This window comes from Paenibacillus validus NBRC 15382 (assembly GCF_004000985.1).
Classification (GTDB): domain Bacteria; phylum Bacillota; class Bacilli; order Paenibacillales; family NBRC-103111; genus Paenibacillus_G; species Paenibacillus_G validus.
This window is the reverse complement of the sequence record NZ_BIMH01000004.1, coordinates 156,395-177,102: the sequence shown is the minus strand read 5'-3', so window position 1 is coordinate 177,102 and position 20,708 is coordinate 156,395. Positions and strand designations below refer to the sequence as shown.

25 protein-coding genes and 1 riboswitch are annotated in these 20,708 nt (G+C 52.6%); of the genes, 18 read left to right on the top strand and 7 right to left on the bottom strand.

Translation table 11 applies throughout. The features are described 5' to 3' along the window. Window positions 1-33 precede the first annotated feature (33 nt). The 7 genes from PVA01S_RS04995 (at window position 34) to PVA01S_RS04965 (ending at window position 6,167) form a co-directional block, all read left to right on the top strand. Window positions 34-927: a carbohydrate ABC transporter permease gene (locus PVA01S_RS04995; RefSeq protein WP_155614238.1), complete on the top strand. Its 894-nt coding sequence runs from the start codon at window positions 34-36 to the stop codon at window positions 925-927. A gap of 6 nt (window positions 928-933) precedes the next feature. Then, entirely contained in the window at window positions 934-1,752 is an 819-nt protein-coding gene (locus PVA01S_RS04990; RefSeq protein ID WP_054795283.1) for a carbohydrate ABC transporter permease, read from the top strand. Then, window positions 1,749-2,759 carry an alcohol dehydrogenase catalytic domain-containing protein gene (locus PVA01S_RS04985; RefSeq protein WP_127605654.1) on the top strand — a complete coding sequence of 337 codons (1,011 nt, stop codon included), beginning with the start codon at window positions 1,749-1,751 and terminating at the stop codon, window positions 2,757-2,759. The genes PVA01S_RS04990 and PVA01S_RS04985 overlap by 4 nt, the downstream gene beginning before the upstream one ends. 11 nt (window positions 2,760-2,770) lie before the next feature. Next, the gene (locus tag PVA01S_RS27145; protein ID WP_127605652.1) at window positions 2,771-3,526 is read left to right on the top strand and encodes a sugar kinase; all 756 of its coding nucleotides are present in this window, start codon (window positions 2,771-2,773) and stop codon (window positions 3,524-3,526) included. Further along, complete coding sequence (locus tag PVA01S_RS04975; protein ID WP_244932897.1) at window positions 3,498-4,190, top strand: xylulokinase; 693 nt, start codon at window positions 3,498-3,500, stop codon at window positions 4,188-4,190. Before PVA01S_RS27145 ends, PVA01S_RS04975 begins: the two co-directional genes overlap by 29 nt. 5 nt (window positions 4,191-4,195) lie before the next feature. Next, window positions 4,196-5,239: a galactitol-1-phosphate 5-dehydrogenase gene (locus tag PVA01S_RS04970; RefSeq protein ID WP_054799092.1), complete on the top strand. Its 1,044-nt coding sequence runs from the start codon at window positions 4,196-4,198 to the stop codon at window positions 5,237-5,239. A gap of 139 nt (window positions 5,240-5,378) precedes the next feature. Next, on the top strand, window positions 5,379-6,167 hold the full coding sequence (locus PVA01S_RS04965; RefSeq protein ID WP_127605648.1) for a DeoR/GlpR family DNA-binding transcription regulator: 789 nt from the start codon (window positions 5,379-5,381) through the stop codon (window positions 6,165-6,167). A gap of 90 nt (window positions 6,168-6,257) precedes the next feature. On the opposite strand, the gene PVA01S_RS04960 is transcribed toward PVA01S_RS04965, so the two are convergent. Together PVA01S_RS04960 and PVA01S_RS04955 are read right to left on the bottom strand one after the other, a co-directional pair. After that, complete coding sequence (locus PVA01S_RS04960; RefSeq protein WP_054795278.1) at window positions 6,258-7,289, bottom strand: Leu/Phe/Val dehydrogenase; 1,032 nt, start codon at window positions 7,287-7,289, stop codon at window positions 6,258-6,260. 198 nt (window positions 7,290-7,487) lie between these two features. Then, on the bottom strand, window positions 7,488-8,015 hold the full coding sequence (locus PVA01S_RS04955; protein ID WP_054795277.1) for a type 1 glutamine amidotransferase domain-containing protein: 528 nt from the start codon (window positions 8,013-8,015) through the stop codon (window positions 7,488-7,490). Between the two features lie 242 nt (window positions 8,016-8,257). Here PVA01S_RS04955 and PVA01S_RS27140 point away from each other — a divergent pair, with 242 nt between their 5' ends. Then, complete coding sequence (locus PVA01S_RS27140; RefSeq protein WP_127605646.1) at window positions 8,258-8,512, top strand: YkgJ family cysteine cluster protein; 255 nt, start codon at window positions 8,258-8,260, stop codon at window positions 8,510-8,512. 58 nt (window positions 8,513-8,570) lie between these two features. Continuing rightward, a complete protein-coding gene (locus PVA01S_RS04945) occupies window positions 8,571-9,536 on the top strand; it encodes a D-2-hydroxyacid dehydrogenase family protein (RefSeq protein WP_127605644.1) in 966 nt (321 codons plus the stop codon). A 90-nt stretch (window positions 9,537-9,626) separates the two neighbouring features. Here the strand turns inward: PVA01S_RS04945 and PVA01S_RS26485 are convergent, their stop codons facing one another. From PVA01S_RS26485 to PVA01S_RS04935, 3 genes are all read right to left on the bottom strand, one after another. Further along, window positions 9,627-9,800, bottom strand: a complete 174-nt coding sequence (locus PVA01S_RS26485) for a hypothetical protein (RefSeq protein ID WP_164751734.1) — start codon at window positions 9,798-9,800, stop codon at window positions 9,627-9,629. Window positions 9,801-9,994: 194 nt separating this feature from the next. Beyond that, window positions 9,995-10,630, bottom strand: coding sequence for an FMN-dependent NADH-azoreductase (locus PVA01S_RS04940; RefSeq protein WP_127605643.1), 636 nt, complete (start codon window positions 10,628-10,630; stop codon window positions 9,995-9,997). A 456-nt stretch (window positions 10,631-11,086) separates the two neighbouring features. Beyond that, window positions 11,087-11,335, bottom strand: a complete 249-nt coding sequence (locus tag PVA01S_RS04935; protein ID WP_054795275.1) for a DUF1450 domain-containing protein — start codon at window positions 11,333-11,335, stop codon at window positions 11,087-11,089. Window positions 11,336-11,586: 251 nt separating this feature from the next. On the opposite strand from PVA01S_RS04935, the gene PVA01S_RS04930 reads away from it, so the two are divergent. The 3 genes from PVA01S_RS04930 to PVA01S_RS26475 all read left to right on the top strand — a co-directional run bounded on the left by PVA01S_RS04930 (window position 11,587) and on the right by PVA01S_RS26475 (window position 12,990). Beyond that, a complete protein-coding gene (locus PVA01S_RS04930; RefSeq protein WP_127605641.1) occupies window positions 11,587-12,228 on the top strand; it encodes a sensor domain-containing protein in 642 nt (213 codons plus the stop codon). 185 nt (window positions 12,229-12,413) lie between these two features. Further along, window positions 12,414-12,551, top strand: coding sequence for a hypothetical protein (locus PVA01S_RS26480; protein ID WP_155614243.1), 138 nt, complete (start codon window positions 12,414-12,416; stop codon window positions 12,549-12,551). Between the two features lie 76 nt (window positions 12,552-12,627). Then, window positions 12,628-12,711, top strand: a riboswitch (cyclic di-GMP riboswitch). Between the two features lie 102 nt (window positions 12,712-12,813). Beyond that, a complete protein-coding gene (locus PVA01S_RS26475) occupies window positions 12,814-12,990 on the top strand; it encodes a hypothetical protein (RefSeq protein ID WP_155614244.1) in 177 nt (58 codons plus the stop codon). Between the two features lie 102 nt (window positions 12,991-13,092). Here PVA01S_RS26475 and PVA01S_RS04925 read toward each other — a convergent pair whose 3' ends face one another. Further along, a complete protein-coding gene (locus tag PVA01S_RS04925; protein ID WP_054799051.1) occupies window positions 13,093-14,091 on the bottom strand; it encodes an acrylyl-CoA reductase family protein in 999 nt (332 codons plus the stop codon). A gap of 429 nt (window positions 14,092-14,520) precedes the next feature. On the opposite strand from PVA01S_RS04925, the gene PVA01S_RS04920 reads away from it, so the two are divergent. The 4 genes from PVA01S_RS04920 to PVA01S_RS27135 all read left to right on the top strand — a co-directional run bounded on the left by PVA01S_RS04920 (window position 14,521) and on the right by PVA01S_RS27135 (window position 16,604). Beyond that, window positions 14,521-14,871, top strand: a complete 351-nt coding sequence (locus PVA01S_RS04920; RefSeq protein WP_155614282.1) for a response regulator — start codon at window positions 14,521-14,523, stop codon at window positions 14,869-14,871. Window positions 14,872-14,975: 104 nt separating this feature from the next. After that, window positions 14,976-15,428, top strand: a complete 453-nt coding sequence (locus PVA01S_RS04915; protein ID WP_306439332.1) for a GNAT family N-acetyltransferase — start codon at window positions 14,976-14,978, stop codon at window positions 15,426-15,428. A 150-nt stretch (window positions 15,429-15,578) separates the two neighbouring features. Continuing rightward, complete coding sequence (locus tag PVA01S_RS04910; protein ID WP_244932896.1) at window positions 15,579-16,313, top strand: ABC transporter transmembrane domain-containing protein; 735 nt, start codon at window positions 15,579-15,581, stop codon at window positions 16,311-16,313. A 42-nt stretch (window positions 16,314-16,355) separates the two neighbouring features. Beyond that, window positions 16,356-16,604 carry a hypothetical protein gene (locus PVA01S_RS27135; protein ID WP_244932895.1) on the top strand — a complete coding sequence of 83 codons (249 nt, stop codon included), beginning with the start codon at window positions 16,356-16,358 and terminating at the stop codon, window positions 16,602-16,604. 179 nt (window positions 16,605-16,783) lie between these two features. Here the strand turns inward: PVA01S_RS27135 and PVA01S_RS04905 are convergent, their stop codons facing one another. Then, entirely contained in the window at window positions 16,784-18,340 is a 1,557-nt protein-coding gene (locus PVA01S_RS04905; RefSeq protein WP_244932894.1) for an LTA synthase family protein, read from the bottom strand. Between the two features lie 232 nt (window positions 18,341-18,572). Here PVA01S_RS04905 and PVA01S_RS04900 point away from each other — a divergent pair, with 232 nt between their 5' ends. Both PVA01S_RS04900 and PVA01S_RS04895 read left to right on the top strand, forming a co-directional pair. After that, complete coding sequence (locus tag PVA01S_RS04900) at window positions 18,573-19,823, top strand: DUF2087 domain-containing protein (RefSeq protein WP_127605637.1); 1,251 nt, start codon at window positions 18,573-18,575, stop codon at window positions 19,821-19,823. A gap of 226 nt (window positions 19,824-20,049) precedes the next feature. Beyond that, window positions 20,050-20,658, top strand: a complete 609-nt coding sequence (locus PVA01S_RS04895; RefSeq protein ID WP_236595937.1) for an FHA domain-containing protein — start codon at window positions 20,050-20,052, stop codon at window positions 20,656-20,658. Window positions 20,659-20,708: the final 50 nt, after the last annotated feature.

Sequence of the window (20,708 nt, the reverse complement as noted above, 5' to 3'; positions counted from 1 at the left end):
GCCGCCCGGTATGATGGAGGTTCGATCCGCATAATGTTATCCAAAAAAAGACTGAAGTTGTTATTTTCGCTGGAGACGGATTCCGCCCCTAAACTGCTGGTGGCCCCCATTTTTATATTTTTGCTGGCTGTAACGGTTTTTCCGACCGTCTATGCTTTATTTACAAGCACGCAGCATTACTTCTTATCGGAGCCCTATAATAAGCATTTTACAGGAGTAGGCAACTATTGGTTCATGCTTAACGATTCCCGCTTTTGGGGGTCGTTGTCTACCACGTTCACCTTCATGCTCTCTTCGATCTTCATTGAAATGATTCTGGGGGCCGCGCTTGCACTCCTCATGTCGAGAAAGTTTTTCGGCAGCGGTCTCGCCAAGACGCTGTTCTTGCTTCCGACGATCACGACTCCCGTCGTTGTCGGGTTAATCTGGGTGATGATGTTTGACCCTCAATTCGGGATCATTAATTATACGTTAGGGCAGCTCGGATTCGCACCGCAGGCATGGCTGGCGGGCGAGAAGACGGCGATCTGGGCGGTTATTGCCGTAGATGTTTGGGAATGGACGCCGTTCGTGGCGCTTGTCGTCCTTGCGGGGCTTCAATCGCTTCCGGATGAGCCCTATGAAGCGGCGACGGTGGATGGCGCTTCCAGCGTTCAGAAGTTCGTGCATTTGACGCTGCCGCTTATTCAACCTTATCTGGTCATAGCCTTCGTCTTCCGGTTTATGGATTTGTTCCGGTGGTTCGATACGATCTACGTGATGACGAAGGGCGGACCTGGAACCGCAACGGAGACGTTGAATATGTTCGGGTATTTGACCGGCTTCAATTTCATGAATGTAGGTTATGCCGCATCCTTGGGTTTAACGATGCTGTTCATCATTACGACGATCTCGAAATTTGTCATTAATTTAGCTAGAAAGGGGTGATCATTCGTGCCTAGAAAGGTTCAAGACGTTATTTTTAACATCCTGCTATGGGCGATGATTGCCGCATTTGTGTTCCCGATCCTGTGGCTGGTGATGACGTCTTTAAAAACGCGGGTGGACGCGTTCAGCTTGCCGCCCAAGTTCATATTCACACCTACGTATACCAACTACTCCAAGGTGCTGGAAGACGGTTCTTTCTTACATTATTACTTCAACAGCGTCAAAGTCGGTTTCCTGAGCACGTTGTTCAGTTTGCTGATCGGTATTCCGGCTGCCTATGCGCTGGTGCGTTTCCCGATGCGCAAGAAAGAGGACTTCGCGTTCTGGGTGCTTTCTACCCGAATGGCGCCGCCGATTATGGTCATACTGCCTTTTTACCTGGTGTTCAAGCAATTCAATTTGCTGGATACGACCTTGGGACTCGTCCTTATTTATATGACGTTCAGCCTTTCGTTCATCTTATGGATGATGCGCAGTTATTTCGAAAGCATCTCGGTTGACCTGGAGGACGCGGCAAGAATTGACGGGGTATCCCGGTTAATGGCTTTTATTAAAGTCACTATACCGTTGTCCGCTCCGGGGATTGCCGCGGCAAGTATATTTTCATTCATCATGTCCTGGAATGAGTTCTTGTACTCGTTAATCCTTACGGGTGACAAGACCAAGACGGCGACGGTCGCGATTACCAGCTTTATCACCTTTGAGGGAATCCGATGGGGTGAGGTGGCAGCTGCAGGAACGATGGTTATTCTTCCGGTAATCATATTCGGCATCTGCATTCAAAAATATTTGGTGCAAGGAATGACCATGGGAGGCGTCAAATGAGCACAGAAACGTTTGCAGCCCTGCTGCTTCATCAACCGGGAGTCATGGAATATCGGCATGTCGAGCGCCCGCATATTGGAGACCGGGAGGTGCTGGTGAAAGTTTACGCTTGCGGGATTTGCGGCACGGACCGGCATATTTACCACGGCACCTACCCGGCATCCTTTCCCGTTACCATCGGGCATGAATTCGCAGGGGTCGTGGAGCAAATCGGCAAAGACATTCGTCACACGGCGGTCGGAGACTTTGTTTCGGTCAATCCGAACCGGTGGTGCGGCAACTGCGTTTCTTGTTTGGAAGGGGTGCCGCATTTATGCAGCGGCATGACGGCGCTGGGCGTTGATGTGAACGGAGGACTTTCCGTGTACTGCGCGGTTCCCGAGGAGCTGATTTACAAGATGAAGCCGGGGACTGACCCGCTTAAGGCTTGTTTAGCCGAACCGGTTTCGTGCGTACTTCACGGACTTGACCGGCTGCAAGTCAAGGCGGGCTATCGCGGGGCTGTTTTCGGCGGCGGCTTTATCGGTCAGTTGATGCTGCAGGCGATGCGGCTGCAGGGAGCCAGCGAGGTTACGCTCGTCGAGCCGCAGGCGATTAAACGGAATGTGGCGGAGAAGCTTGGCTTCCGAACGATAGACCCCGTAAACGAGAAGCACAAAATCAAGGAATTAATCGATCTGGACGTGACGGTCGATTGCGCCGGCGCCGGCGATGTCCTCATGCAATGCATGAAAGCAACGAAACGCGGCGGGGACATCCTGTTATTCGCAGCGTATCCGGAGAATAAAGCCGTTGCGATCGAGCCGTTCGAGGTGTTCCGTAAAGAGCTGCGGATCATCGGTTCCTTTACGTATCCGGACACGCAAGTTCGGGCGATCCGCATGATCGAATCCGGGCAATTCGAACTTGATCCGATTATATCCGAGCTCTCCCTGGAGGATGTGACCGGGCTATTGGAAGGGAAACGGGATCAAGCCGTGATCAAAGGCGTCGTCAGACTGCCATAAGAGGTGAGTTCATGGAGCACGTATATACAATCGGAGAGCTGCTCGTCGAGATCATGCGAACGGAGACGAATGTTCCGCTTTCGGAGCCAGCGATGTTCGCAGGCCCTTATCCGAGCGGCGCGCCGGCTATATTTATCGACGCCGTCGCCAAATTGGGCTTAAGCTGTGGAATCATTGGAGCGGTCGGGCAGGATGCGTTCGGACGCTGCCTCACGGATCGGCTGATGAAGGATGGAATTCAGTGTGCGCACGTGTACCGGAGCGATGCCAAGACGACGGGGATGGCGTTTGTCACTTATTCCGACGACGGCTCGCGGGACTTTCTGTTCCATATGAACGATTCAGCGGCCGTGGAGATCCCTTGGCCCATAGACCTCCAATTTATGCAGGGGACGAAGGCGCTGCACCTCAGCGGCACCAGCCTGACCATCAACGATTCGATCAGGGAACTTTGCTATGAAGCGGTCCGTGTAGTCAAGCGCGGCGGAGGGATCGTGACGTTTGATCCGAATCTTAGACCCGAGCTTGCCTTGGATCGCAAATGGATCGGTTGGTACGGCCCTGTCTTGCAGCATACCGACATTTTGCTTCCAAGCGGCGATGAAGTGGAACGGCTTACCGGCTGTCCGAATGTCGAAGAGGGGACGCAGCGGTTGTTCGAACAAGGACTGTGCAACCTTGGGAGCCGGAGCGGTCTATGCCGGGGAAGTGCAGGAGCAGGGGGGCCAGGCCGGGGGCATGAGTATTGTCATGGACCGTCCGGTTAAGAACGAGAAGCTGATATTAAGCTGTCACGTTGTTAAAGACAGGTGGATTCTGCAGGGGGGAACGGTCGGAGGCGGCAGCTTGAACTGGATGAAGCGGGAATTCGGGGGAACCGAGTCCGATTTTTTCCGGTATGCCAACGAAGCAGCTTCCCGGATCAGACCGGGAAGCGAAGGGCTTGTTTTCCTGCCGTATATGGCCGGGGAGCGTTCGCCGATTTGGGACCCTGACGCGAAGGGCGTCTTTATCGGCTTGTCTTTCGACAAGACCAAAGGGCATATGATTCGAGCGATTATGGAAGGGTGCGCGTTGTCCCTGCAGCATAATTTAAAGACGGCCGAGCAAAGCGGCGTACCCGTGCATACGCTGCATAGTGTCGGCGGGGCCGCGAACAGTGAGCTGTGGACGCAAATTAAAGCGGATATTACAGGCAAAGCGTTCCGTATTCCTTCTTCGGATTCCGCCGCCACGTTAGGCGCAGCCATCTTGGCAGGTGTCGGAACGGGAGTGTATCGGGATTGTGAGGATGCGGTGAGCAAGACGGTCCGCATCCAGCGCGAGCAAACGCCCAACCCAACAAACCAAGAGGTTTACCGGCAGGTGTACGACGTATACCTGGAGACCTATATCAAACTTAGAGATGTATTTCCGAAGATGGGATGGTGAGGAGCATGAAAGCTGCCGTGCTTTATGCGAAGAACGATATACGAATAGAGGAAATGGATACGCCTTCGTTACAACGGCATGAAATATTGATTAAGGTTAAAGCGACGGGAATTTGCGGTTCCGATTTGCCCCGCGTAATGGGAGATGCCGCTCATCACTATCCCATAGTGCTCGGTCATGAGTTTTCCGGCGTTGTGGAGAGCATCGGAAGCGAAGTGACCCGCGTGAAGGCGGGCGACCGGGTCGTGGGAGTTCCGCTCAAGCCTTGTTACGAATGTCATGATTGCCTTAGCGGCAACTTCGCCCAATGCAAGCATTATTCCTTCGTAGGTTCCCGGGTTAACGGGAGCTGGGCTGAATATGTGGTCATTCCGGAAGCAAACGCGATTACGTTCGACGAGAGCATAAGCTTCGAGGAAGCCGCCTTTGTTGAACCGTCGGCCGTAGCTCTGCACGCGCTAAGGTTAATTCAATATCAAGGCGGGGAGCATGTCGCCATTCTGGGCGGGGGGAATATCGGATTGCTGACGCTCCAATGGGCCAGAGTGTTGGGCGCCAAAGATATTACCGTTTTTGATATCGATGACGAGAGACTGGCTACCGCCAAAAGGCTTGGCGCCGATTATACGATTAATTCGGCCAAAGCAGGGTTCGAAGAGGGATGGAAGCAGATCACGGGCAATCATGGATTTGGCGTTGTCATGGAGACGGCAGGGTCCGACGTTACGATGAGATTAAGCTTCGAGATCGCCGCCAATAAAGCGAAGGTTTGCTTTATCGGGACGCCCGTGCGGGATTTGACCTTCTCGCATAAGCAGTTTGAATTGTTGAATCGCAAAGAATTTACGTTAACGGGCTCCTGGATGTCCTACAGCTCTCCGTTCCCTGGGGATGAATGGGAATTAACGCTGCATTTCCTGAAACGTGGATTGTTGAACTTTAAAGATATGGTGTTTAAACAGTACCCGCTGGAGGACATCGGCAAAGCTTTCGAATTATATCGCGATCCGAGTACCGTGAAAGGTAAAATTTTGCTGTTGAACGCGTAAAATAAGGGGATGAAGGTTGTAGACAAGCCGCTTTCTCAGGAATTCTGAATTGCCAACTCGGACAAAATTATCTATACTACTACTATAATAACGAAACGAAACAATTCAGAACAAAACGAAACACTGAGAGGGAACTTATATGGAAGAGGATCATGCGAATCGAAGAATGAGAAGCATTGAGAGACATCAATTCATTATGGATTATTTGAAAATTCATAAGAGCGTGGACGTATCCTTCCTAAGCTCCGAATTGGACGTTTCGGAAGTTACCATTCGTAAAGATTTGGAGAAGCTGGAACGCGATAAATTGCTGCTGCGCAGTCATGGCGGGGCGATATTAAACGAGAATCTGTTTATCGAGCCTTCTTTTATAGAGAAGGAGGATCAATTTACGGATGAGAAGCAGGCTATCGCCTCAGAGGCCGCAAAGTTAATCGAAAACGGGATGACGATTGCCCTGTCGACAGGGACAACCGTCAGTCATATGACGAAAAAAATCAAGGATCGCACCGGACTTACCATCGTGACCAATGCTATCAATGTGGCTATAGATTTAATGGGATCGAATGAAAATCATTTGTTCTTAACCGGAGGCAACATTCGTCCGAATACGTTCGCCTTAATTGGAGAGGCGGCCGAGAAAGCGCTGGACGGCGTGTATTGCGAGTATGCGTTCATTGGAATTAACGGGTTTAGCCTCGAGCAAGGCTTGACCACTCCAAGTATGGAGGAAGCAAGAGTCGTCCGGAAAATTATTGAGAACGCGAAACATGTTGTGGTGCTCGCGGACCACAGCAAGTTCAATAAGGTAGCTTTTTACCGGATTGTTAACGTCGATCAGGTTCATACGGTCATTACGGACCGTAAAGTGCCGCCCGAAGAAATCGATAAGCTTCGCGCGAGAGGCGTACACGTGATTACCGCTTAACCAAACAACAGTCGGGCAGGAATAAACTCCTCCCCGACTATTTCACGTTTATAGGCTTTCGGCCATTCCATAATTCAACAGAGGGGTCCGTCAGGGAGCTGCCAGAAGTTGTTCGGTCCGCTCGTCTGCAGCTTCCGATGTCGGGATTCGCTTCCGACCCGCGTAGTCGAACACGTTCGTAAGCGTACGGTAGATGTTCTCTACCTGTTTATTTGCGAATGCGGCGTCGCTGCCGTTCAATTCGCAAGAGGTGACAATAATGCCCCCGGCATTGATGATATAGTCGGGCGCATAAAGGATGCCGAGCTTATGAAGCTGATGACCGTGCCGCTTCTCGGCCAATTGGTTATTGGCGGCTCCGGCTACAATCCGGCATCGAAGCCGGGGCAGGGTGAGATCGTTAATGATCCCGCCTAGAGCGCAAGGCGAGAAGACATCGCAGGCGGCTTCAACGATTTCATCCGGGCGCAGCGCATGTGCGCCGAAATCTTTGACAGCCTGATTCCTTCGGCTAGGATTCACATCCGATACGACTAGTTTGGCGCCCGAACGTTTCAAATACCGGCAAAGCTGATAGCCTACCTTCCCTAACCCCTGAACAGCAACCGTTCTATGGATGAACGTCTCCGTACCGAATACGCGTTTGAGCGAAGCCCGGATACCCAGGTAAACGCCATAGGCCGTCATAGCAGCTGTTAAATCGCCGGTAGCCCCAAGCGAACCGGTAGTATCCGTCACATAGGTTGTTTCTAATCGGATCCAGTCCATATCCGCAACGCTTGTTCCCAAGTCCATGCCCGTTATATAGCGTCCCTGCAAGCTTTCAATATAACGGCCGAGGGCGCGAAATAACAGCTCGTGCTTCCGTTGATCGGGAGGGCCAAGGATAACCGCTTTACCTCCGCCGTATGGAAGACCGGAAATCGCTGATTTATAGGTCATGCCTTTTGCTAAACGGAGCGCATCCCGGACGGCATCTTCTTCGGAGGCATAATGCCACATCCGGCATCCGCCAAGCGCAGCCCCGAGCTTCGTATTATGAATGGCGATAATGGCTTTCAAACCGCTTGGCTGATCCTGCAGGAAAATCAGTTGCTCGAAATGTTCCTTCCATACCTCCATGCTGAGTCCTCCTCTATAGAACAGACCGGATGATTCTGCCTCTTGCTATTAAAGTATTCATTTAGGGTTAAAGGGGGTACATGAGCAGTTCCGAACATGAGCGCGATGGGAAGCGAAAAAAACGCAAAAAAATCCGAAAGAATTCTTCCGGATTTTTGGGGCGTGAATGGGGTGACCTCTACTTTTTCACGGTTAGCGTTAAGGCTGACTGACGGGCGTACGCAATTTGTTCAGCGTTTCGCGGATGAACGCTGGTTCGTCGGCAGGCGTTCGCGACGTGACGTAGTTGCCGTCAACGGCGACCTCTTGATCGACGTAGTTGGCGCCTGCATTGATCAGATCATCCTTCAATGGAGGGTAGCACGTCAATGTTTTGCCTTTAGCAAGACCGGCGCTGATCAGAATTTGCGGCCCATGGCAAATGGCCGATATCGGTTTGCCCTGACTGTCCATGTCTTTGACGAATTGCTGGATCTGCTTGTTGAGACGCAGGTTTTCCGGCGACGACCCGCCAGGAATGACGACCGCGTCGAACTGGTCAGCCTTCACTTCATCGATGGACGCATCAGCCGTATACGTGATCGTCTTGTTCTTGCCTGTCAGCTGTTCGCCCTTTTTCAACCCGATAATGACGGTTTCATGCCCGTCCGCTTTGATCGCATCGTACGGTTTCTGCATTTCGGAATCTTCAAAATCGTTGGCTAACAGGAAAGCGACTTTCTTCATCTCGTTAACACTCCTTTTTGAAAATGGTGATTTGGTGCCCATACTGTACAATACCCTTTTTTGGATTTCCATAAACAAAAAAGATAGCCAAAGGCGCATTCGCCGCACAGCGGGCCAGCACCCGTTCGCGCAAAATCCGGGTAAGAAAAGGATAAATGTTGTCGATGTGGAATTATACAAGGGATGGAAGAAATGATCGATCCAAGCTTCCTACATTACTTGAAGAACGGGGGGACTCCGTATTGGACTGCCGGGTAGGCTGCGCAGCTTGCTGTATTGTCGTTTCCATTTCTTCTCCCATTCCCGGAATGCCGCACGGGAAGCCGGCGGGAGTCCGCTGTTCGCAGCTTTCCGATGAGAATACTTGCAACCTCTTTGGGAAGCCGGAGCGTCCGGCCGTTTGCAGCAGCTTGAAGGCGTCGGTAGAAATGTGCGGGCGGTCGAATGAGGAAGCTTTTGCCCTTTTATCGGATTTGGAACAAGCGACAAGGCCTTGATGAAATCGAAGATACAGGTTAGAGCATGTACACCCAATCAGAAGGAGGTTGCCCGCGAATGAAACTTCGCTGTGCGATACTTGATGACTACCAGCAGGTAGCACGGACGATGGCCGACTGGTCCTCGCTCCTAGATCGAATTGAGGTTCAATCCTTTCATCGGCATTTTGAGGGGGAGGATGAAACGGCGGCAGCGCTCGCCGATTATGATATCGTTGTGATCATGCGCGAACGCACGCCTTTTCGGGCTTCGTTACTCGCACGTCTGCCGCGGTTGAAGCTGCTCGTTACGACAGGCATGCGCAATGCGGCAATCGATCTTGCAGCCGCTGCTTCGCACGGTGTGGTCGTTTGCGGCACAGCGGGCAAAACGGAGCCCGCCGTTGAGCTTACCTGGGCTTTAATATTGGGGCTGGCCCGACAGATTGTGCCCGAACATAACGCGCTCCGATCGAATGGCCCTTGGCAAAGCTCGATCGGGACTGACCTCTACGGCAAACGACTCGGCCTGCTGGGACTCGGTAAGATCGGCAGTCGGGTGGCGCGCATCGGGTTGGCCTTCGGCATGGATGTGATGGCCTGGAGCCAGCATTTAACCCAAGAGCGGACCGATGAGGTCGGCGTGCGGCTGGCAGCCTCCAAGGAAGAACTGCTGGAAAGCAGTGATTTTGTCTCCATCCATCTTGTGCTCAGCGAACGGACGAGAGGCTTGCTTGGACCCTCAGAGCTCAGGCGGATGCGCCCATCCGCCTATCTGATCAATACTTCCCGAGCTCCGATCGTGGATCAAACCGCCCTCGCGGAAGCTCTTCTTAACGGCTGGATCGCCGGTGCAGGCTTGGACGTATTCGACATCGAGCCTTTGCCGAAGGACGACGTATTCCGGTCCTTGCCCCATGTTCTGACCACACCGCATCTCGGATACGTGTCACAAGCGAATTACCATACGTATTATCGGGACGCGGTGGAAGACATCCAAGCTTATTTGTCCGGATCGCCAATCCGGCAGCTGACCTCATCATGATTTCATAAAGAGAACCCCACAGCAGCAAGTAGTGGGGTTCTTGTTCTCTTGAATTTGATGAAGCTGCCGATAACGGAAGCCGGTTACGCATTAAAGATGGCCGTGCATCCCGTAAGGGTTCGCGCTGATGTACCGGCGCCATTCTTCGTCCTGGGCCGGAGCTTCTTTAAGATGAACATCTGGCCCTTCCGTAATTTCTTGAGAAAACTCAACATTCAAGGAACCGTCGTAATAATTGGGAAAATCATTCTCCGATTTCGACATGCGCTCATCTCCTTGGCTTGTATTCCTATCAAACCTATTATTTACGGAAGCGGCGACTGTAATTCATTGGCATTGTTTAATTTCACATTACTATAATAATGCTGATAAGGCAATATTATCCATTGAAATAAATAAAAAGATAGGCCCGCTAAGCAGCGGGCCTCTGTATCTTTTTTTCACATGCATGTTGTGGATTAGAAACGTTTTGCAGCTTCTTTTGCTTGCGCGATAGCCTTCTCTTTAATCGATTGGGCTTGATCCGGCATAGCGGCCATGCCTTCAACAAAGATTCCTTCAAAGGATGGAACACCATGAAATTGCATAATTTTGCTCAGGTAGCTGTGGCCGCTTTCGAAACTTGCAGCCGGTCCTTCGGAGTAGACACCGCCGCTAGCTTGAATATGGATCGCTTTTTTGTCCGTAAGCAAGCCGACCGGCCCGTTCTCGGTATATTTAAACGTTTTGCCTGAAACACAAATTGCATCAATGTAGGCTTTCAAAATAGGAGGGAACGAAAAATTCCACATTGGAGAAACATAAACATATTTATCAGCGGCCACGTATTGACCGACAATTTCATTTAGTCTTGCGACTTTGGCTTTCTCCGCATCGGACAGTTGGTCGAACGAAGAGCCCGATTGAAGTTTTCCCCATCCGCTAAATACGTCAGCGTCGATATGTGGAATGTCCGTTTTGTATAAATCCAGGTGAATAATTTCATCTGTCGGATTTGCTTCACGGTAGGCCTCGATAAATTCTTTTCCCACAGCCATGCTGAATGAAGCTTGATGGTCATGAGGATGTGCAGTGATGTACAGTACAGTTGCCATAATCTGAAAACGTCCTTTCCATAATTGTGATGTGAGATGTGTACGTTTTTATTATAACTAATTTTATGTAAGTTGCAAATTAATAATTATTCGCTAACCGATAAAATTAACAAATAAGTATAGATTTGCTCACTACACCCTGAGTATTGTTCGCGGAACAAATTGTTCTTATATTAGGGCGGCGCTCGTCGCTCACGGAGTGAATCAGGACTCCGGCGTGTAGAGTATCCGGCGGGATGACATAGACAAAAAAGTGACCCGCAGCAGCGGGCTGCGGGTCTTCAAGATATATTGAAAAAGGGGGTCAAGGAATAGTATAGGCTGCTTTCATTAAGAACAGATGTTAACCAGATTTCAATTGTGTTACAAATATTGGAAAAGTTTAGGCAGTCAAGCTCGCCTCCATAAAAAGACCTGACCATCGGTCAGGTTGTATTCAGCATTGCCAATTATGTATTACACGGACAACGGTTCTTCGACGGAACCATGAAGAAGCTGCTTCAATTGCAAATAGAGCTGGTCGGGGGATTCGGCGCAAATAATGCCTGACTTGCCGACCTTGGCTACGCACTGCTTGGAGCACAGCTTGCAGCAGCCGAGGCAGTCTTTCTTCTTGTGCTCGAATTCGGGAAACTCGTCTTTCATTGTTTTGTAAACCGATTTGGAGCCGTTCTTAATGTTCTTGCAGCAATACTTGATCTTCATCGGGTCGCCTCCCCGGATATCCGTTTACTTGCGGTAATGATAATCATTCTCGATCATTATATAGGCAATCCAAGCCGTATGTCAACACCTTAGCATGAAAGAAAAGCTTCATCATCGGAGGAAAGCTTGGTGCCGGCAATCCCTGAAATCCCGACCAAAGTCCAGGCATAACCTGAACATAGGTTGGTAGGAAGCGACTCCCGATTCTCCTATAATAAACGTAACTGATATGGAAGAAGGAAGGATCGCACATGTTACATGCTGGCTCTGCTCCCGCCCCGTCTATGGGATGGAAACCGTCTTTTTTGTTGAAAATGCAATATTTCGTGGTCACGACATTACCGCTCGGCATTCTCGGGTTCGTGTTTGCCGTTACCTTCGGTCTTGTCGGCGTCGCGCTGACGCCGCTTGGGATCGGCATTCCAATTCTTTACGTGGCGCTTATCGGAAGCCGGGCGCTTCTGTCTTTGGACGCGCAGGCGTTGCAGGGAGGCTCGGGTCTCCGGGGCGAAGCTGCAGTTGAAGCTGCGGATACGGCTGCCAAGCCCGGCATGCGCCAAGTGCTGCTCTCGGTGGAATCGTATTTGCCGCTGCTGTATTGGCTGCTGAAGCTGCCTCTGAGCATCATTCAATTTACGTTGGCCGTGGCATTCCCGGTATCCGGTTTTGTTCTCTTGTTCGCACCGCTCGTTTACTGGGCGGCGCTGCAGGGTTACGGCTACGAACTGTTTAACAACGACATCGTGATGGATGTGCTGCTTCCGATGGCGTCGCCGGCGCAGCGATCGTATGCCGTCGCCGGGCTCGGGCTGATCTGGTTTCTCGTCGGGTTCTACGTGGTCAATCGGATGTTCAGCGCTTCCGTACGGTTTGTATCCGTGTTCCGGCGCTAGGTACTGTCCGGTAACCGAGTTGAAGACGCAAGGGCAGCATGACATGACTCCGGGCCTAGCGTCAAAAGTGCTATTTCGTAAAAGTGTGAATTCTTAAACATTATTCACCCCCGAAAACAGGTAAGATGTGGAATAGATCCCGCAGCGGCGCATAGGCGCATAGAGGTAGAGAGGAGATTTATTCCATGTCTGATGTGCTTCGACGAAAGAGAGGGCGGTTGTTAACCAGCTTGCTGGCGTTTGCGCTCATGCTTGCCATCGTTCCGCCTTCTCGGGACGGCCGGTGTCGCAAAGCCGGAAGCGAGCAGGACGCATCCGCATGAGAGTACCATGGGGCAAAGCAAATCATGTCGATTTATGGCTGGGTTCATGTTATACTAGGCCTGTTGGGTGATTTCAACACGACAAGGGCAAATCTGATGAAAGTCAGAGACGCAAAGCTATAGGGACTAAAGTGATAAACGATGTCAGCCAGCTGCCGAAAGTATGAGGAATATGTCGTAACACCTCCCTTTTGGCGAACAGGGGGAGTTTTTTTATCCCTCTGTGAAGCGTTCGGAATGATCTCATTACGGAGGTAGAAGGATGAATCCGGTGAAAACAATGGGCTTGGAGGAATGGCTTGGAGAAACGACGGCCAGCCGTTTGATGGAAGAGCTGGAGAAGGCGTCCAAGGAAGAGCTGCATGATCTGCGTCACGCGTTTGAAGCATTGATGCGCTATATGGAGTCGGTGCAGCCGATGCACGCGGTGGAAGCGTAACCCGCCCGATTTCTGAAGATATGGAAGCGCGTTGTCAAAAAAGCTTTCCCAGCAGAAAAAGAGTCCTGTGGAGCAATGGCTCCAAAGGACTCTTTGGCGTTATTATGAAAGGTCGAGATTGACGATAGCCCGGCCGCGAAGCCGACCGCTGCGAATCGCCGCAAGCGTATCGGCCAGATTGCCCAGGCCGATCTCCCGCGCACCGGTCTCCAGGTACGATACAGGTTTCCAGTCGGCTGCGAGCCTGGACCACACTTCCCGTCTCGTCAGCGTATCGCAGTATACCGAATCGATGCCGAGCAGCTTCACACCGCGCAGAATGAACGGATATACAGTCGTTGCGAAATCCGCCCCTCCGGTCAGACCGCTGACCGCAGCAGAACCGCCGTAACGAAGCGTGCTTAAAATAAACGGCAGCGACGCGCCGCCGACCGGATCGACCGCCCCCGCCCAGCGTTCCTTACGCAGCGGTTTGCCGTCCGGCGGGATTAATGCGTCTCTCTCGATGACTTCCGCAGCGCCCAGGCCCAGCAAATACTCGCTTTCGGCAAGCTTGCCCGTACTGGCCGTCACACGGTAACCGAGCTTGGACAGAAGCGAAACCGCTACGCTCCCGACGCCGCCGGTCGCACCGGTGACGAGTACCGGGCCTTGCTCCGGCCGGAGGCCGTTGCGCTCCATCTGGAGCACCGACAGGGCCGCCGTAAAGCCGGCGGTGCCGAGCGACATCGCTTCCCGGGCCGTCAGCCCATCGGGAAGCGGAACGACCCAACCGGCAGGAACGCGCGCCAGTTGGCTGAAACCGCCCGGGTGGGAGACGCCGAGCTCGTAGCCGGTGACAAGCACTTCATCGCCCACGGCAAAAGAAGGGTCGTCCGAATGAACGACCTCTCCGGCTAAATCGATACCCGGTACGAACGGGTACGACTTGACGATCGGACTGACGGGTTGCGCCGCCATCGCGTCTTTATAATTGATGCTGGAATATCGTACCCGTATGGTGACTTCTCCGTCCGGCAGGCGATCATGCCCGAGCGTTTGGATGGAGCCGGCGGCTTGATCGCCCTGTTTCTCTAGCACGAATGCTTGGAACTTATCCATTGGATCGCATCTCCCTATGTTCATGTTACTTTCTATGTTAGCATTATTTACCGATAATTTAAATGTAAAAATAGACGCTTTCCGGCAAGATCCGGAGAACATGAGGACGTCGATTTCATATTTCCATACTTGTATTTTTCCGGCAGGATGGTATAATTCAATGTACAAAAGGTATCGCCCGCATCAGGTGAACTTTGCGAAATTCAAGGCCGCAAAGCTACAGCCACTACCGTCTTTACCAAGTCAGCCAACTGCCGAAGGACAGAGGAATACGTGATTTGAGGCTCCTTTGATGCATGCTGGGGGTCTTTTTAATATGCCGTGCTGCCGTGAAAATATTGTATAACCGCACATCTTCGGGACAACTAGGCGTGACGCTTTTCCATACTACCCAATCGAAGAGGAGGCTGTTCCGGCGTGAAGAAAATTATGATCGTCGACGATTCGCTCTTTATGCGCATGTTATTGAAAAACGTCATTCATGAGCTTGGCTATGAACAAGTCGTTGAAGCAAGCAATGGAGTGGAAGCGCTGTCATTATACCCGGAAGAGATGCCCGACGTCGTCACGATGGACATAACCATGCCGGAGATGGACGGCATTACAGCACTGGAGAAAATCAAGGATTTGAATCCGGATGCGAAGGTTATCATGGTGTCGGCGATGGGCCAGCAAGCGCTACTCATTCGCGCCGTCAGTATGGGAGCGAGCGACTTTATCGTCAAGCCGTTCAGTAAGGATCGCGTCCGCGAAGCACTGAAGAAGGCGTTCGCCGGATAACGCACGCGAATCCTTGAGGAAGCAGCGGCTTGTTTGGTACAATGGACTGTGATACGAAGCGTGGAAGGCTACCCCTTACGGCTAAGAGATAGAGGAGAAGGTTCATGTTGAGGTTACAGGGGCTTGTCGTAACGACGGAGGAAGAGCTGCGGCAATGCTTGTCCGTTCGTAAAGAGGTATTTGTCGATGAGCAGCAGGTGCCGCTCGATTTGGAGCTGGACGAGTTTGACGCTTCGACGTCGGCTTGCCGCCATTTCCTGATCCGGGACGGCGAACTGCCGATTGCAGCGGCCCGTTACCGGATGTACGATGAACGGACGGCCAAGCTTCAGCGAATTGCGGTCCGCCAGCCTTATCGGGGCAAGGGCATCGGCAAGATGATGATCGATATGATGGAAGACGATATTCGCGAACGGGAAATCGCGTCGATCATGTTGGACGCGCAGACGCACGCGACAAGGTTTTATGAGAAGCTGGGATATGCGACAGTATCTGAAGAACCATTTCTGGATGCAGGCATTTGGCATGTACGGATGACAAAAACGATAACGGAGTGAACGGCCCGCAGCGGCCGTTTTTTTATGTCGTCAGGCGAAGACGTTCCGCGAATACGGCCGCTCATCAGGGATGAAATGCGGCTTCCACATATTCCGATTGGAGAATATGTATCGTTATTCCGGCAATATTTGCGGCCTCAGAGGGGACGAATGCTGGCGTTGAGCGTGCTGCTGCTGACAGGTATCGCGCTGCAGCTCGTGAATCCGCAAATTATTCGCTATTTCATCGATAGCGCGCACTCGCTGCATTCGGGGAGGCCGCTCGTTCTGGCGGCGGCTTTGTTTATCGGGGTTAGCCTCGTACAGCAATTGATAGCGGTGGGCGCTTCGTACATCGGGGCGAACGCCGGTTGGACGGTGACCAATCAGCTGCGCGGAGACGTGGCGGAGCATTGCTTGAAGCTCGATATGACATTTCACAAAACGCAAATGTCCGGCGCGATTATCGAGCGGGTAGACGGAGATATCAACAACTTGTCCAACTTCTTCTTACAGTTTGCCGTCATGCTCGTCAGCAACGTTATTCTGGTCGCCGCTATGCTCGTCCTGTTGTTCCGGGAAGGCTGGCTTATTGGCGCGGGGATGCTTGTGTTCGTCGTGTTTGCGCTGCTGGCGATCCGTTACATCCGCCGGCTCGCCGTTCCGCATTGGAGCCGCTTGCGCCAAATGAGCGCGAGCTTCTACGGTTTTCTCGGCGAACATCTGAAGGGGACGGAGGATACGCGGGCCAGCGGAGCGACGAATTACGTGATGCACCGCTTCTACCGCATGATGCGGGAGTGGCTGCCGCTTCGGGTGCGCGCGTTCTTCGGATGGGCGTCGATGTGGATTGCGACAATTATCGTGTTCGCCATCGGCAACGCGGTTGCTTTCGCGATCAGCTAATATTTATGGAAGCAGGGCTCGATCACCCTGGGCACCGTCTACATGATCTTTTATTATACGGAGCTGCTGGCGAAGCCGATCGAACAAATCAGCACCCAGATGGAGGATTTGCAAACAGCGAGGAGCTCCGCCGCATTTGGTACGGCGTCGAAGAGCAGGCGGGGGCACCGGCGGGGGATGACGGGGAATAAGGTTACGTCATTTCCCGGGCAAGCGCAGGACTCGACAGCCTTCAACATGCGAACCGCACAGAATGACGCTGTCTGGAGGCATGCGGGGGGAGGCAGTTAGGAGTCTGCGCCCTTATTCCGTCATGTCTGCTAGCGCAAGTGGATCGGCTGGGCGGCAGGCGCATCACGGCTACGCTCATTCGCATTTCGCCGGAGCTGCAACCGAATTTGAACGCGAAAAAGACAGGGAAGCCGACGCTTCCCTGTCCTTTTCAACTTAAGGCCTATTCCCGGATGCCGTCACTTGTTCATCGCTTGAACCGTAACCGTGGCCGGCGAGGAGACGGCTAATATTTGTTTTTTCGAGTCGATCACCTTCACTTCCACGGTCAGCGCGCCGGGCTTGGCGGTCAACTCCCGCGGCAGGGCGGTACTGAGCGATGACTCGCTTAGCCAGGCCGTCTCCAGCTGCTTGCCGTTAACGAATATCGAGCAGCCGAGTCCGAAGCGTCCGCCTTCGACGGTTAGCGTGGTGCGTCCTAAGGCATCCTCGGCGGCGCTGATGACAGATGGTTCGACCCGCCGGATTTCAGGCGCTCCATAGCCGAGCTTGAAGCCGGAGAGCCTCGCTTTCGCTTCGTCGGCGCGCTGCTGCTCCTGTTCCAGGATCGCCTGCTGCCGGCTGCGGTAGTCGGCGACCATCGCCGGGTCGACACCCATCTCGGCATACGCTTCTTCGGGCGGAACAAGCGGCATTTTTTGCGATAAATCGTACAAATAGTCCGTGTACGGGCTGCCTTCCCGTTGGGCGAGACGGAGCACGTAAGGACCGAGAAACGAAGGGCTGAAATGAAGCTTTTCGTTCTTTTCGCGCGGCAAGTAGTTGTTCCAGATAACCACGGGAACCTCGTGCATCTTGGTCAAGAAGTCCGGGTCGTTCTCGCCGGTAATGTAGCCCGTCTCCTCATAAACCGTATACTTCTCAAGCGACGGCAGATGGTCCCCGAAAAAGACGATGATCGTCGGCTCCTTCAACCGGCTGTAATGAACGATCAGCTCCTCAAGCATCCGATCTGCGCCTTCCATCCCTTGCGCGTACGTCTCCGTTAACCCGATCGCTTCCGGGGAAACCTTGCCTTTCACGTCGATCGTATTCCGTTTGAACTTGCCGGGCCAGTAATGGTAATGATTCTCCATCGTGTTGGCGAAAATGAAGTCCGAGCCCGGGCTCTGCTCGCTCTGTTCGATGATCCGTCTGGCTACGGCGTGATCGCCGATATACGGACCTACGTATTCGTCCGGGTTGAAATATTCGAGGCTGATAAATTGGGAGAAACCCAAATATTTATACACCTCGGAGCTGTTGAAAAACCATCCGTGAAACGGGCTGATCGCCGTTGTCGCATAGCCTTGGCCGGCCAGGAGGCTGGCGAGCGAGGCCGTCGGTTGTTTGATGTATTGCTCATACACGATCGAATCTTTCGGGAAAAAACGGTACGAATGCCCGGTCAGCACCTCAAGCTCGACATTGGCGGTGCCGCCGCCGAACATCGGCGAGAGCATGGTGCCGTGTGTATACCGTTTTTGCAAGCTGTGGAAAAACGGCGCCGGATCGCGGCTGAACACAAGCCCGGGCAGCTGTGTGGCATCCCAGAACGATTCGCTCAGCACAACGATAATGTTCGGTGGTTTGTTCAGCTGTTCGGGCTCCCAGTCGGTCGCCGGTTCCATGTCAAGCGAGGGGATCGACCGTACCGGCACGCGATCCGGGTTTATCCATTCGGAAGTCGGTAAGAGAAGAAGCATCATGGTTAGTAAAGATGCGGATAAAATACGGACGGTTCGGGATAGGCGCATGGTTGATCTCCTAAGATGAAGTAACGGTAATCGCTTTCGCAATGTCATGATCATTATATCATTTCTGGAGACAGGGAGGTAGAAGCTTGACGCATTGAAGAGAAGCAAAGATCCGGACGATGACTTCTATGTATGTTTCACAGGGCTAATGGATAATTAATAGACATATTTAATTAATGTTTGACAATATATAAACGTACTAATAATATGTCTATATATAGGAGGGTTTGCGATGGATGGCATGTTTATCGACGGGATGGAGCGGGCCTCGCTTGAAGAGATCGAACGGGGTTACATCTATGAGGAGGAGGAAGGGCGTTACACGTGTTTAATATGCGGCAGCTCTTCCGAGCAAGGGGTTATTTATCCGTCTCCGGACGAACAAGCTTGGTGGGACGCCGAGAAATGGATGACGAAGCATATCGTGCGGGAGCACGGGTCGGTTTTTCACGCACTGCTGCATTTGGACAAAAAGTGGACCGGTTTGTCCGCGCTGCAAAGGCAGCTGCTGCAATTTTTCCATCAAGGGATGAGCGATGCCGAGGTGATCGAGCGATTGGGCGGCGGAAGCGCGTCGACGATTCGCAATCATCGGTTCACGCTGCGGGAGAAGGAGAAGCAGGCGAAGCTTTTTCTGGTGCTGATGTCGTTGATGGAAAAAGGCAGGGCGGCGGCCTCGGCCGGTAGCCCGGTGAAAGACAAGAAAAAGCAGAAGCCGGCAGGTGTACAGCCGCTGCAGGAGACGGTGGAGCGTGACAACGATTATTTTCCGTACGGAACGGACGGTCCGCTTCGGGAATGGCCGCGTAAGGAGAAGGTCCGCGCGTTGATCGCCGAAGAACTCGTCAGGCGTTTTCAGCCTGGCCGTATCTATTCGGAAGCCGACATTAACGAAGTGTTGGAGCAGGCTTGGCACGATTATGCCGTCATCCGCCGGTATATGGTCGATCATGGGTTATTGGAGCGGACGGAGGACGGACGCCGATATTGGGTTGGCGCCGCCGTTTCGTCATCGGAGCGGGCGCCGGCAGCAGCGCAAGAGGAGGAGAGGTTGTCTATGAGTAAGGAACGGCGCAAGGAGCTGGTGAGGGCCTACCAGGAGAAAGAGCAGCAGATCGGCGTGTTTCGATTTGTGAACGGAAAGAACGGCAAGGCGCTTGTCGGCGCCAGTAAAAACCTGGAAGCGATGGAGCGGCGCTTGCCTTTTGAGCTAAAGATGGGTGCGAGCCGGAATGTACAGCTTCAAAAGGATTGGAACGAAGCGGATGAAGGGGATTTTACGTTCGAGGTGCTGGAACGCCTGAAGCTTCGCAAGGACAGTTTCCAGGACGTCAATCATGAGCTGCACGTCATGGAGAGCAAGTGGCTAAACGAGCTTCAGCCTTATGGGGAGCGCGGGTACAATTCGCAGCCAAAGAAACGAGGTCAGGCCGGAGACGCCGAGAAGGACGAGACGGACGCGAGGGACGAGAGGGACGTCTAAACGAAGCAGCCATAACTGAAAAGTAAGCGTTACGTCAGCCAGCAGATATTTCCCTTACTCTTGAAAATACGATATGATGATAAAGACTGCAATCTTTATACGTCATACTCGTATTTTTGCTGTGATAGTGGAGGGAAACGTTCTGGATACTTACGCTTGTCTATATGTGATCCGGGGAGAACCGTTTCGTTCGGGCACGTGCCTTCATCTGACTTCAGCAGAGACGGTGATCGGGCGCGCTACGAACAACTTCGCCCCGGACTTTGCTTTTTCCAACGCATTTATTTCAAGAAAGCACGTCGTTATCCGCCGGGAAGGGGAGAAGGCGGTGTTATACGATCTGGATTCACGCCACGGTACCGAGCTTAACGGGGTATTGGTGGAACCGCATGTGCCGTACCCGCTCCAATCGTTCGACATTATTAAGATGGCGAAAGGGATGACCGTGCTGCATTTTTCCTATTTGTTCGCCGATCAGACGCTGGAGTTCGAACCGCTCAGCATGACCCAGGCATGGGAAGAGCCGAGCGGACCTTCGATGATCTATTGGGAGAAGCGGGAATGCGTCGTGGACGGGAAGCGAATCGCGATGTCGGAGAAGGAATATTTGCTGCTTCATTTGTTATACGAGCAGGCGAACCGGCTTGTCGCCATCGATGACATTAAACGAAACGTATGGTCCGAACGCACGACCGGACCTGACGGTGTGCCGGATGTCACGATGGACGAACTGAACGCGCTCGTCTATCGTATCCGTAAAAAGTACGGGAAAGACACGTTCCTGATCAGCGCTGTTCGCGGCAGCGGATATGTGCTCGAGCTGGATTCCAAATAGGCGGCTGCCATGGTGACTGACTACCTTGTTCGCCATGACGCGCCGTAACC

Bases quoted from the DNA above. Each gene is read 5' to 3' on its own strand.
- PVA01S_RS04995 (WP_155614238.1), top strand. From the start codon at position 34: ATGTTATCCAAAAAAAGACTGAAGTTGTTATTTTCGCTGGAGACGGAT.
- PVA01S_RS04985 (WP_127605654.1), top strand. From the start codon at position 1,749: ATGAGCACAGAAACGTTTGCAGCCCTGCTGCTTCATCAACCGGGAGTC.
- PVA01S_RS27145 (WP_127605652.1), top strand. From the start codon at position 2,771: ATGGAGCACGTATATACAATCGGAGAGCTGCTCGTCGAGATCATGCGA.
- PVA01S_RS04975 (WP_244932897.1), top strand. From the start codon at position 3,498: ATGAGTATTGTCATGGACCGTCCGGTTAAGAACGAGAAGCTGATATTA.
- PVA01S_RS04970 (WP_054799092.1), top strand. From the start codon at position 4,196: ATGAAAGCTGCCGTGCTTTATGCGAAGAACGATATACGAATAGAGGAA.
- PVA01S_RS04965 (WP_127605648.1), top strand. From the start codon at position 5,379: ATGGAAGAGGATCATGCGAATCGAAGAATGAGAAGCATTGAGAGACAT.
- PVA01S_RS04960 (WP_054795278.1), bottom strand. From the start codon at position 7,289: ATGGAGGTATGGAAGGAACATTTCGAGCAACTGATTTTCCTGCAGGAT.
- PVA01S_RS04955 (WP_054795277.1), bottom strand. From the start codon at position 8,015: ATGAAGAAAGTCGCTTTCCTGTTAGCCAACGATTTTGAAGATTCCGAA.
- PVA01S_RS04945 (WP_127605644.1), top strand. From the start codon at position 8,571: ATGAAACTTCGCTGTGCGATACTTGATGACTACCAGCAGGTAGCACGG.
- PVA01S_RS26485 (WP_164751734.1), bottom strand. From the start codon at position 9,800: ATGTCGAAATCGGAGAATGATTTTCCCAATTATTACGACGGTTCCTTG.
- PVA01S_RS04940 (WP_127605643.1), bottom strand. From the start codon at position 10,630: ATGGCAACTGTACTGTACATCACTGCACATCCTCATGACCATCAAGCT.
- PVA01S_RS04935 (WP_054795275.1), bottom strand. From the start codon at position 11,335: ATGAAGATCAAGTATTGCTGCAAGAACATTAAGAACGGCTCCAAATCG.
- PVA01S_RS04930 (WP_127605641.1), top strand. From the start codon at position 11,587: ATGTTACATGCTGGCTCTGCTCCCGCCCCGTCTATGGGATGGAAACCG.
- PVA01S_RS26480 (WP_155614243.1), top strand. From the start codon at position 12,414: ATGTCTGATGTGCTTCGACGAAAGAGAGGGCGGTTGTTAACCAGCTTG.
- PVA01S_RS26475 (WP_155614244.1), top strand. From the start codon at position 12,814: ATGAATCCGGTGAAAACAATGGGCTTGGAGGAATGGCTTGGAGAAACG.
- PVA01S_RS04925 (WP_054799051.1), bottom strand. From the start codon at position 14,091: ATGGATAAGTTCCAAGCATTCGTGCTAGAGAAACAGGGCGATCAAGCC.
- PVA01S_RS04920 (WP_155614282.1), top strand. From the start codon at position 14,521: ATGATCGTCGACGATTCGCTCTTTATGCGCATGTTATTGAAAAACGTC.
- PVA01S_RS04915 (WP_306439332.1), top strand. From the start codon at position 14,976: ATGTTGAGGTTACAGGGGCTTGTCGTAACGACGGAGGAAGAGCTGCGG.
- PVA01S_RS04910 (WP_244932896.1), top strand. From the start codon at position 15,579: ATGCTGGCGTTGAGCGTGCTGCTGCTGACAGGTATCGCGCTGCAGCTC.
- PVA01S_RS27135 (WP_244932895.1), top strand. From the start codon at position 16,356: ATGATCTTTTATTATACGGAGCTGCTGGCGAAGCCGATCGAACAAATC.
- PVA01S_RS04905 (WP_244932894.1), bottom strand. From the start codon at position 18,340: ATGCGCCTATCCCGAACCGTCCGTATTTTATCCGCATCTTTACTAACC.
- PVA01S_RS04900 (WP_127605637.1), top strand. From the start codon at position 18,573: ATGGATGGCATGTTTATCGACGGGATGGAGCGGGCCTCGCTTGAAGAG.